The sequence below is a fragment of the Xenorhabdus entomophaga genome, assembly GCF_037996725.1.
Classification (GTDB): Bacteria; Pseudomonadota; Gammaproteobacteria; order Enterobacterales; family Enterobacteriaceae; genus Xenorhabdus; species Xenorhabdus khoisanae.
On record NZ_JBBMXH010000024.1, the window covers coordinates 35,846 to 47,809 of the forward strand.

The window sequence follows — 11,964 nt, forward strand, 5'->3', positions numbered from 1 at the left end:
TAACTTTCGCCTTGAGATTTAGTTAGTTACGAACTGTAACAATTAAAGAAAAACGCTATTCTACTTGACCTAGAAGCATCAAGGGACTAATCTCGTCGCTGCTTAACACAAATCGTTGATATGATAATTTTTGTTAAGCATAAAATTCCTTTTATATTAATTGGATAAGTCAAATTTGTTACACACAACAGGCACTCTGGGAGCCGTAACCTAGTGCGGTAGCTTTGATCAAGCGTTGCAACATAATATTCCACAAAACTCCCTTTCCAATTTTGCATCAATCATAAAATCAACTGAAAAACTCAAAATGAAAATTCTGGTTACTGGTGGTGCAGGCTTTATTGGCTCTGCATTAATTCGATATATTATCAACCATACAAATGATAACGTTATAAATGTTGATAAACTTACTTATGCAGGCAACCTAGAGTCACTTAAAGAAATTGACAATAGTCCACGTTATTCTTTTGAAAAAGCAGATATTTGTGATCAAAATAGGTTAGATAATATATTAGAACAATACCAACCTGATGCAGTAATGCATTTAGCTGCTGAAAGCCACGTAGACCGATCAATCAGTGGCCCTAGTGATTTTATTGAGACCAATATTATTGGTACTTACACTCTCCTGGAAGCCACAAGAAATTATTGGCAACAACTACCCGAAGACAAAAAAAACAAATTCGTTTTTCACCATATTTCAACTGATGAAGTATATGGTGATTTGCCTCACCCCGATCAATCCCAAGATAGTGCTACTCTTCCTTTATTTACCGAAAAAACGGCCTATGCTCCAAGTAGCCCGTATTCGGCATCAAAAGCATCCAGCGATCACTTAGTCAGAGCATGGCACAGAACTTATGGACTACCGACTGTAGTAACTAATTGCTCTAACAATTATGGTCCTTATCATTTTCCAGAAAAGTTGATTCCTCTTGTTATTCTGAATGCATTAGAAGGAAAGCCTTTACCAATCTATGGAAAAGGAGACCAAATTCGGGATTGGTTATATGTTGAAGATCACGCTCAAGCGCTCTACAAGGTAGTTACTATGGGAAAAATTGGCAAAACTTACAATATAGGCGGTCACAACGAGAAAAAGAACATTGAAGTAGTAAATACCATTTGCAAACTCCTTGATGAACTCAAGCCAAAATCTCAAGGCTCTTACCAAGATCAGATTACATATGTAGCAGATCGCCCAGGTCATGACCGTCGTTATGCTATTGATGTCAGCAAAATTAACGGGGATTTAGGTTGGCTGCCACAAGAAACCTTTGAAGAAGGTATCCGTAAAACCATCCATTGGTATTTAGATAATCAGGCTTGGGTTCAAAATGTGAAAAGTGGTGCTTACAAGTCTTGGGTTAACCAACAGTATGGAGAAAACAAATAATGCATATTCTCTTGTTTGGTAAAAATGGACAGGTAGGATGGGAGTTGCAACGTGCATTGGCACCTTTGGGAAAAGTTACAGCACTCGACTTCACTTCGAGTGATTACTGCGGTGATTTCAGCAATCCAGAGGGCGTTGCAAAAGCTGTCCAGTTACTCAAGCCTGATGTAATCGTAAACGCAGCTGCACATACGGCAGTGGATAAAGCAGAATCAGAGCGAGAATTAGCCGAACTGTTAAATTCTCGCAGTGTAGAAGCTATTGCCAAAGAAGCCCAAAAACTAGGGGTTTGGTTAGTACATTACTCTACTGACTATGTATTTGATGGTAGCGGAGAGAAACCTTGGCATGAAAATGATTTTCCTGCTCCCCTCAATGTCTATGGAGAGACTAAGCTAGCTGGTGAAATTGCAGTACAAACTCATTGTGAAAAACATCTTATCTTCCGAACTAGTTGGGTTTATGCAGCACGTGGGGATAACTTTGCCAAAACAATGCTGAAACTAGGCAAAGAACGAGAAACACTTTCCATCATCAATGATCAATTTGGTGCACCGACTGGAGCTGAGTTACTAGCTGATTGCACAGCCCATGCGATCCGAGTAGCGCAGCAGAAACCAGAATTAGCTGGGCTCTATCATTTAATTGCGTCAGGTGAAACCACTTGGTTCAAATATGCTCAATACATATTTGAACGGGCACAACAAGCGGGTTCTGAACTAGCTGTCAAAGAGATTAAACCAGTGCCAACTTCTGCATTCCCTACCCCAGCACCACGTCCATACAATTCTCGGCTCAATACCAACAAATTTCAAAAATCTTTTGATCTAATACTTCCTGATTGGAAAATTGGAGTAGATCGCATGCTAGCCGAAATTCTGGGGCGATAAGTTAGAACTCAACTCGATTTTCATTTTACACTCGTAAATTAAACAAAATGACAACACGTAAAGGTATTATTCTGGCAGGAGGATCTGGTACTCGCCTTTATCCTGTCACCATGGCGGTAAGTAAACAATTACTCCCTATCTATGATAAGCCCATGATCTACTACCCTTTAAGCACACTAATGCTAGCTGGGATTAGAGACATTCTTATTATCAGTACACCTCAGGATACTCCCCGATTTGAGCAATTACTGGGGAATGGCTCTCAATGGGGACTCAATCTTCAATACAAAGTACAACCAAGCCCTGATGGTCTAGCGCAAGCCTTTATCCTTGCTGAAGAGTTTATTGGTGAAGACAACTGCGCTCTTGTATTGGGAGATAATATTTTCTATGGTCATGATCTGCAAAAGCAGTTAGAACAGGCTGCTGAAAAAACCAATGGTGCAACAGTTTTTGCTTATCATGTACATGATCCTGAACGTTATGGCGTAGTAGAGTTTAATACCGAAGGAAAAGCTATCTCTCTGGAAGAGAAGCCGCTGAAACCCAAGAGTAACTATGCGGTTACCGGGCTCTATTTTTATGACAATCGTGTGGTAGAAATGGCTAAAGGTCTAACCCCTTCCAAACGCGGTGAGCTTGAAATCACTGATATTAACCGTCTCTACCTTGAACAAGACGAATTATCAGTAGCTATGATGGGGCGTGGTTATGCCTGGCTAGACACGGGTACCCACCAAAGCTTGATAGAGGCAAGTAACTTTATCCAAACTATCGAGATACGTCAGGGGCTAAAAGTTGCCTGCCCTGAAGAAATTGCCTATCGCAAAAAGTTTATTAATGCTTCTCAGCTCAAAGAACTGGCTGCTCCACTGGCTAAGAATGACTATGGTCAATATCTGCTAAAAATGGTGGAAAGAGATCATCAGTAAATTATCAATAATAAAATTCTTTCCAGTCCTTATATCTAAAGAGCTACCCGATGAATGTAATTAAAACAGCAATTCCTGATGTATTAATATTCGAACCTAAGGTATTTGGAGACGAACGCGGTTTCTTCTTCGAAAGCTTCAATCAAAAAGTCTTTGAAGAAGCTATTGGTCGTTCTGTAACATTTGTTCAAGATAACCACTCTAAATCTAGTAAAGGTGTATTGCGTGGGCTTCATTATCAATTAGCTCCATACACTCAAGGAAAGTTGGTACGCTGTATTGCTGGTGAGGTTTTTGACGTGGCTGTCGATATTCGCAAAAATTCTTCCACGTTTGGTCAGTGGGTTGGTGTTCATTTGAGTGCAGACAATAAACGCCATTTTTGGATCCCTGAAGGATTTGCACATGGTTTCTTAACACTCAGCAACACAGCTGAGTTTCTTTATAAAACAACAAATTATTATACTCCTAGCCATGAAAGAAGTATCATCTGGAATGATCATTTATTATCTATCGTCTGGCCAGAAAGCTCTAAATTAAAACTTTCTTCAAAAGACGAAAAGGCTTCTCCATTTAATTTAGCAGATTTATTTTGATTTTTAGTTAAACAAACCATATCTAATTATCACAAATTTGAGGGCACTATGTCTCGTAGTAATATGAAGAAAATTATAATTGATCTAGATGGTACATTAACAAATGCTGACACAAAGGACTATCGTACTGTCTCACCTAGATTTGATGTAATTGAAAGGCTCATAAGTTTTAAAAAACTTGGATATTATATAGTTATTCATACAGCTAGAAATATGAACTCTTTTGCTGGTAACATTGGAAAGATAAATATTCATACAATACCCATAATCACAGAATGGTTAGACAAACATAATGTTCCATATGATGAAATTGTCGTAGGAAAACCATGGTGTGGAACTGATGGGTTCTATGTAGATGATAAAGCAATAAGACCAGATGAGTTTGTTAAACTTTCTGAAAGTGAAATATCTAAGCTAATTGAACTTTAAAATGTTATTAATTATGTCAGCAGCCTATGTTGGGCAAGATCTAAAAGCTGAGTTTGGTGATATTCCTCCTTGTCTATTACCACTTGGCAATAAGAGACTCTATAAGTATCAAATTAAACTTGCAAAAAAGAATGAAAATATTTATATATCTCTTCCTGAAAGTTATAAATTATCACATGATGATAAAATGTGGCTTATTAAAAATAATATAGAGGTAATCTACCTGCCTGATGGTATAACTTTAGGAGAATCCTTAGTTACTGCGATTAACAGTATGATTTTTAAAGATTCTAAATCTCTCAAAATACTATTTGGTGATACTTTAATAAAACCTATACCCTCAGGTGAAGATGTTATTGCTACTTCAGAAAAAAATGATGGATATTCATGGGGAGCCTATGAAGAGAATGAAAGTATAATAGCAGGATATTTTTCCATATCTGATCCAGGATTACTTGTTAGATCGATAATAAAGGCAAGATGGAATTTTGTTGAAGGAATAAAAATATATAATAAAAATAAAGCACTAAAAATAGCAAATAATTTAGATTGGTATGATTTCGGACATATAAATAATTATTATAAATCAAAAGCCGAATTCACCACTCAGAGAGCTTTCAATGATTTAAAGATTAATAAAGATTGGATTGAAAAAAAAAGCAGTAATAACCTAAAAATTAAAGCAGAAGCTAATTGGTTTTCCTCACTCCCCCCTAAATTGAGAATATATACACCTCAATATCTAGGTGATAATATTGATGAACTTGGTAATTATTCATATCAACTAGAATATTTATACAATACTCCGTTAAATGAATTGTATATTTTCTCAGAAGTCGAGCCTACAATTTGGAATAAAATCATAATAAAATGTCTTACATTCATAGACGATTGCCGTGAATTTGAAAAAAAAATCTCAGATCTTACTTGCTTAAAAAGCCTGTTCTCCGATAAAACTCGTTCAAGAATAAACATATTTCTAGAAGAACAACAATTTTTGATCGATAAAAGATGGAGTCTAAATTTAGGTGATTCAATATCATTAGAAACAATAATCAATAAAACAGAAGCTTTTATTGATAGTATTCAAGTTGAAAATGAAACCGTTATCCATGGAGATTTTTGCTTCAGTAATATTCTATATGATTTTAGAACCGATAGAATAAAAGTTCTTGACCCAAGAGGCGTAGACGCAAAAGGTAATCTGACAATATATGGAAACATATATTATGATATAGCAAAATTAGCACATTCAATTATTGGTTTATATGATTGGATTATTTCAGGGCTTTATGATTTGAATGTAGATATTGAGTCCGGAATCATTGATTTTGAAATAAATCTAAATAAAGATGTTAGTCAAATACAAAGTAATTTTGTTTCTTTAGTAAAGAAAAAATATAATATTTCTTATAAAGCACTTTGTGCCATGCAAGTTCATCTTTTTATATCTATGTTACCACTACATAATGATGATCAAAAAAGACAATATGCACTTTTGGCAAATGCATTTAGATTATTCAAAGAGTTTGATAAGGCATAAATATGATAATAATCCCTATGGCTGGTTTAAGCTCGCGTTTTTTTTCAGCTGGCTTTGATAAACCAAAATATATGTTGGATGCTCATGGTAAAACGCTTTTTGAACATTCTGTCCTAAGTTTTACTAATTACTTCGGGTCAAAAAAGTTCGTTTTTATCGTTCGTGACATATATGATACTATTCAATTTGTAACCAATAAAGTTAAATATCTTGGCATAAAAGACTATTATATTCATGTGTTGAAACACGAAACAAGAGGACAAGCAGAAACAGTAGCATTAGCACTTAAAAATTTACCAAATCACCATCTAAATGATTCAATTACTATATTTAATATAGACACATTTAGGCCTAATTTCATTTATCCTAAGAATAAATTGGATGCAGATGGCTATCTTGAAGTTTTCATAGGTAGTGGTAACAATTGGTCATATGTAAAATCTTACAATGAATCTGAATTCGTTGAGCGAACAACAGAAAAAATTCCTGTTTCTAATCTATGTTCAACAGGATTATACTATTTTTCTAAAGCGACAGATTATATTAATGCTTTTGAATTCATGGCGAGTTTAGATCCTCAAGAATGGATAAATAACGAGCTTTATATTGCACCTATGTATAATTGTTTAATAAAAGAAGGAAAAAAAATAAAATTCAATATAATTGAACGAGAAAAAGTTATTTTCTGTGGTACACCAAGTGAGTATTACAATTTTTTGTCTCACCGATAAGGTAAAAGAAATTGTTAACTCGCATTGTGTCTCTTCTGTGTATTGCTATTCAAGCACTACAGGGAATATTAACAATAAAAATTGCAGCTCAATTTCTCAATATATCAGAGATGAAAACTTGGGTATTGCTTGCTGCGTTAATACCCTATATATCTATATTTGATTTTGGTATATCACAAGCTATCATTCGGGAGGTTTCAATTGCGAAAAAGAGTAAAGAATCTAAGCCAAAAAACCACGAGTATACTCTAGTTAGAACATTACTTACATTTTCAGGTTCAGTCATTCTTCTACTTGCAGTACCCTTGCTAATAATAGGGTTAATAGACGTTACTAAAATAATCACAATAACGTGTCTATTTATAGCTTCAGCTTGTTTAAGAATATTTTCAAACTCTCTTTTAGCGCTCGTATTTGTCAATATAGGTCCTTTAATAGAAAGGACAATTAGGCTGCTGTCTTCATTAATATTTCTATCCAGCATATATGCATTTTTATATTTAAAATTTAATATCTACTCTCTGCATCTCTCTATTCTTTCGCAATCTATAATTATTATAGTTTTAAGTTGCTTTATAAGTAAAAAAGATTTATACCAAGCATGTAATCACCATTATAACAAAAAAATCATAAAAAGAATTTTTCCAAATTTACGAGATTGGACATTGACCTATATACCTTCACTTTTTGTATTTAGTTCGACAATCTATGTCATATCATTTTCGCTAGCAGCAGAGGATGTTGTAAAATATTCTATAATTTATCAACTATTCTTTGGCATACTCGCTGTATGTAACATACCTATACAGCTGAACTCACCGAAATGGTCTCAAAATTTTGCAAGAAATGGGGTCGGTTCATTTAACAAAGAAATAATGAGCGTTATTTTTGAAGTGTCTATTATAGCCCTAATGGGATGTTTATCTTTAAATGCATTTGGCAATGAGATTATACATTTTATAAAACCTAATATCAGCACTATTGGATTTATTTGCTTCCTATTATTTTCAATTCTCATCTATATTGAATCTATACAAGCAACTTTGACTTCAGCTTGTTTTAGTTGTCGAGAAACAAATTATATTAAAATTACAGCTATTGCTGGTGTATTCTCAGTATTGTTTAGTTTTTTAGGTGCTAAATTATATGGTTTAGAGGGTGCTATAGGCGGAGTTCTCTTATCTCAATCAATAACCTGTGAAATTTTTAATATCAAGAGAGCACTAACGTTTTTTAGATTCAATAAGTGGTTTATCTTTAAATTACTCCCTCTTGGAGGAGGAATCATTTTTATTTCATCATTTTTATTTATTATTTTAGATGATAGTAGATATGAAATTGTTACAAACACTTTTTATAAAGCATTTATAATCTGTATAGCATTACTTATATACATTGCCACTTCTTATATTTCTGGTTTATATTCACTAGGTAAAAGATATAATGAAAATTAAATACGAGACAAAACAAAATATTAAAAAATCTTTAGAAGTTATTATTTGTTTTTTCTCTCCGTTAATTGTTTTCTTTCTGGATAAACTTCAAAATTTCGTTATCTATTCTGTTAATAAAAGATCAAAATCTAAATATTTTTTTTCTCATCATAAAAGACCGGTTAAAGCTAAAGATGTTCCAGTAGAACATATATGGGATACCGATAATGTCGATTTTTCGGATTTCGCTATTATAATTCAAGGCCCAATAGCTTCTGAACGAGACTTCACATACGAGACTGTACTACTTTATAAAAAATTTTATAAAAATATAAATATAATTGTATCAACTTGGAATGATTCCAATACAGATATTATTTGTAAGTTACAGAATGAATCCTATGTTATCTTAAACGAAAAACCTAAAATAAGTGGCTCACATAATATAAACTTACAAAAAAAAACAACACTCGAAGGTTTGATGCAAGCCAGAAAATTGAAGTGTAAGTATGCTCTCAAGACTAGAACAGATCAAAGATTTTATTCTTGGACAACCCTATCATTTTTTAAAAAAATTCTTGTTAATAATCCTCCATACCCAAATAATTTTATAGAAAATAGAATAATCGAACTTACAATGTCCGTATGTAAGTTTCGTCCTTGGTCAATGTGTGATATGTTTCAGTTTGGGTTGACAGATGATTTGATTAAGATGTGGTCATTCCCTGATGATAAAAGAACCCAAACGGCATATGAATTTGCCCAAACCAAGTATAAAGTTCGGGACATAGTTGAGGAAAATGTAGCTGAAATATTCGTTCATAGAAATTTAGCTAAGAATATTGGTGTATGTGATGGTATTGATCATAGTAGCTATTATGATTTCATAACTAAATTTTTCTATTTGATAGATAAAGAAACTGTTGATCTTTTTTGGTTGAAATATAATGCAGAAGAATATAATTTGGTGGGAAATGGTGTGTATGATAGAAATCAAACCTTAACTATGTTACGAGCCAGCGATTTCATTATGATGAGTAAAGATAAAAAAAATCATGAACTAAAAAAAAGAAATCTTGCAAACTATCTCTCTCGATACGAAAACTGATTTCATAAATATTCTCTAAGTATTACATTAATCTATTTCTATGACTTTAATTTCGACTTAACGCACCGAATACACTACTTCCCATTTTGATCTAACTAAACCCTAAATTATTTTAAGTAATAGCTTCTAATTTACTGGTGAAATATGAGTCTTTTTAATAAAATAAAATCACACTTTAAAAGTGATGGATTAGTCTTCTTCATATACAAAATTCGCTCTAGGGCTATAAATAAGATATTTAATTCCTTTTATAAATATGTATACAAGAAAAATGTATCATTTTACTGGTCTAATATAAAGGTAATAAATCATTTCCGTATGGAAATTGGCAATAATTTTCAAACCGGAAGAAGCTGTTGGTTAGAAGCTGTTAATAATAATTCCAAATTAATAATTGGTGATAATGTAATTATTGCTGACTGGGTTCATATTGCTGCTCTAGATAGAGTAACAATTTCTTCCGGATGTCTGATGGGAAGTAAAGTATTTATTACTGACCACTTTCATGGTAAGACTACAAATATATCTGTACACTCTCTATCTCCTAATGATAGACAACTCTATTCCAAAGGCCCAGTTTTTATTGATGAAAATGTATGGCTTGGAGATGGAGTTGTCGTTTTACCAAATGTGAAAATAGGTAGAGGATCTATTATTGGATCTAATTCTGTAGTAACAAAAGATATTCCACCCTATTCTATTGCTGTAGGTATTCCAGCAAAAGTCATTCAATCTTCAAACTGAATTTTTAATATGAATAAGCCCAAAGTACTCGCATATTATCTTCCTCAATTTCATGTTATTAAAGAAAATAGTCAATGGTGGGGAGATGGATTTACTGAATGGACAGCGTTAAATAACGCGAAAAATTATATTCTTACACAAAATATTAGAAAACCAACAACACCATTTTTTCAGTATGAATTACCAAATAAAAATATCATGGAATGGCAGGCTGAAGTAGCTTTGTCTCATAATATTGACGGATTTTTTATATGGGATTATTGGTTTGGTAAAGGAAAAACTTTGCTAAATAAACCTAAGGAATATATTCGAGATAACAATCTATCATTTCCATACGCACTTATATGGGCAAATCATAGCTGGTATAATAAAGCAATTGGTAAGCTGCTAATTCGGCAAGAATATCTAGGAATTCAAGATTATAAGAGATATTGTCTAGATTGCATGACTCATTTTAAAAAAGATAATTATATAAAAATAGATAACCGCCCTGTTTTTGGTATTTTCATGCCTAATGATATACCAGACCTGAATGAATTTATAAATATTTTTAATGAAATAGCTACAGTTCATGGTTTTGATGGAATATATTGGGTAGCTGAAAACACCTCTGTTTCCGATGTTTTTTCTACAAAATTTGATACAATAGTAAATAGTTCAACATATTTTTCAAAAAGAAAAAAAATACATCCTGTTGAATTTATAAAAGAACAATTAATAAGAAGGTTAGGACTCAACTTTATCGGTCCTTTAGTCTATGACTACGAAAAAATGGTGTCATGTAAAGATAACTTTGATACTTGTGAGAGTCCAGTAATCTTTACTGGTTGGGACACAACTCCTCGTCATGGAATACGTGGTACTATACTTAAAAATTTCAACGAAATTAATTTTGAAAAACATTTAGATCATGTATTATCTCACGTTATAAAAAGCAATATTGACCTTATTGTTATAAAATCTTGGAATGAATGGGCTGAAGGAAATATTCTCGAACCAGATGATTTTTTTGGAGACTCCCTTTTAAAATTATTCAAAAATAAATTCACATCCTATTTTGGATAAAAAAAGAGAGCATGGGTGTTTATTTATTATTATAGTAAACAACCATGGGTTCTTTATAAACATATTTATTTTAAAAACGATTTAAAATTAGACGCTTTTTTTTTAAAAAAAATGATAATTATTTCAGCATAACTCTATTGCGATTTAAACATATTAACATGATGATGATTTAGAGCGGATTTTATGTGACTGAGAATCGCATCAATTCTATACCCATAGTCATTGAAGATGCTCGATTTTTCACTCAAATTAGATCATGTTAACAACCATGAAAATTCATTTGACGTCAGATCAAAAACGTGTCCTCAAATTAATGCATGATACCACTTGTGATGGACGCGTTCGCGACCGCATCAAAACGGCTTTTTTGGCTTCCGAGAGCTGGACTGCACAGATATTGCTCAGGCCTTGCGTATTCATGAAAGCACTGTCAGTCGTCATTTGAAATGATTACTTCAGCCAGGAAAAGCTCGCCCCTGGAAATGGCGGTTCTGAAAGCCATTTGTCTGCCGAGCATACAGCTGAACTGGTTGATTATTTGACGGTTAATCTGATGCATACCACCGCACAAATTGTGGTTTATGTCTGGGCGCGCTGGCAGGTTGCGTTCACCGTGGCCGGGATGACGAAATGGCTTCACCGTCAGGGTTTCAGCTATAAAAAGCCGACGGGGTTCCTCATAAACTCGATGCGAATAAACAGCAACAATTTATTAAGGCCTACCACGCCCTGAAAGACCAATCTGGTCAGAATGAGCCTATTCTGTTTATTGATGCAGTGCATCCCTCACAATTCACAAAATTAAGCTACGGCTGGATGAAATCAGGGAAAAAGCACGTCAAAGTGGTCGAAACTACCGGCAGCCTCACCCGTATCAACCTGATGGGAGCCTTCAATTTACAATGTATTGAAGAAACCATTATTCGTGAATATCCGAGTATTAACGCGGAAAATGTGGCGTATTTTTTCGGTGTCATTCGGGAGACCAGGGCGAGAGCGTGAACTTTTTGTTAAAAAATTTCAGGTTTGACGAATAAGAAAAAATATAATTTCATACTTCTTTTTTCGGGAAGTATTCTTATGAGTATCGATACTTT

Annotated in this window: 13 protein-coding genes; all 13 read left to right on the forward strand. The window is 33.6% G+C overall.

What is annotated here, in order from left to right:
• The first annotated feature begins 307 nt into the window (after nt 1–307).
• The gene (gene rfbB / locus AAC854_RS07240; RefSeq protein WP_340616517.1) at nt 308–1,396 is read left to right on the forward strand and encodes a dTDP-glucose 4,6-dehydratase; all 1,089 of its coding nucleotides are present in this window, start codon (nt 308–310) and stop codon (nt 1,394–1,396) included.
• A complete protein-coding gene (rfbD, locus tag AAC854_RS07245) occupies nt 1,396–2,286 on the forward strand; it encodes a dTDP-4-dehydrorhamnose reductase (RefSeq protein WP_340616506.1) in 891 nt (296 codons plus the stop codon). The genes rfbB and rfbD overlap by 1 nt, the downstream gene beginning before the upstream one ends.
• A 47-nt stretch (nt 2,287–2,333) precedes the next feature.
• Nucleotides 2,334–3,218, forward strand: coding sequence for a glucose-1-phosphate thymidylyltransferase RfbA (gene rfbA, locus AAC854_RS07250; RefSeq protein ID WP_340616507.1), 885 nt, complete (start codon nt 2,334–2,336; stop codon nt 3,216–3,218).
• 50 nt (nt 3,219–3,268) lie between these two features.
• Nucleotides 3,269–3,814 (forward strand): dTDP-4-dehydrorhamnose 3,5-epimerase, encoded by a 546-nt coding sequence (gene rfbC / locus AAC854_RS07255; RefSeq protein WP_340616508.1) that lies wholly within the window; start codon nt 3,269–3,271, stop codon nt 3,812–3,814.
• Between the two features lie 48 nt (nt 3,815–3,862).
• On the forward strand, nt 3,863–4,243 hold the full coding sequence (locus AAC854_RS07260) for an HAD hydrolase family protein (RefSeq protein ID WP_422824061.1): 381 nt from the start codon (nt 3,863–3,865) through the stop codon (nt 4,241–4,243).
• A 13-nt stretch (nt 4,244–4,256) separates the two neighbouring features.
• Nucleotides 4,257–5,786 (forward strand): capsular biosynthesis protein, encoded by a 1,530-nt coding sequence (locus tag AAC854_RS07265; RefSeq protein ID WP_340616509.1) that lies wholly within the window; start codon nt 4,257–4,259, stop codon nt 5,784–5,786.
• Nucleotides 5,787–5,803: 17 nt separating this feature from the next.
• Nucleotides 5,804–6,517, forward strand: coding sequence for a glycosyltransferase family 2 protein (locus AAC854_RS07270; protein WP_340616510.1), 714 nt, complete (start codon nt 5,804–5,806; stop codon nt 6,515–6,517).
• 11 nt (nt 6,518–6,528) lie between these two features.
• The gene (locus AAC854_RS07275) at nt 6,529–7,971 is read left to right on the forward strand and encodes a lipopolysaccharide biosynthesis protein (protein WP_340616511.1); all 1,443 of its coding nucleotides are present in this window, start codon (nt 6,529–6,531) and stop codon (nt 7,969–7,971) included.
• Entirely contained in the window at nt 7,961–9,058 is a 1,098-nt protein-coding gene (locus AAC854_RS07280) for a WavE lipopolysaccharide synthesis family protein (protein WP_340616512.1), read from the forward strand. Before AAC854_RS07275 ends, AAC854_RS07280 begins: the two co-directional genes overlap by 11 nt.
• A gap of 144 nt (nt 9,059–9,202) precedes the next feature.
• Nucleotides 9,203–9,802 (forward strand): acyltransferase, encoded by a 600-nt coding sequence (locus AAC854_RS07285; RefSeq protein ID WP_340616513.1) that lies wholly within the window; start codon nt 9,203–9,205, stop codon nt 9,800–9,802.
• A 9-nt stretch (nt 9,803–9,811) separates the two neighbouring features.
• Nucleotides 9,812–10,867: a glycosyltransferase WbsX family protein gene (locus tag AAC854_RS07290; RefSeq protein WP_340616514.1), complete on the forward strand. Its 1,056-nt coding sequence runs from the start codon at nt 9,812–9,814 to the stop codon at nt 10,865–10,867.
• Nucleotides 10,868–11,420: 553 nt separating this feature from the next.
• Nucleotides 11,421–11,600, forward strand: coding sequence for a helix-turn-helix domain-containing protein (locus tag AAC854_RS07295; protein WP_340616519.1), 180 nt, complete (start codon nt 11,421–11,423; stop codon nt 11,598–11,600).
• Between the two features lie 83 nt (nt 11,601–11,683).
• A complete protein-coding gene (locus AAC854_RS07300; protein WP_340616515.1) occupies nt 11,684–11,869 on the forward strand; it encodes a hypothetical protein in 186 nt (61 codons plus the stop codon).
• The last annotated feature ends 95 nt before the right edge of the window (nt 11,870–11,964 follow it).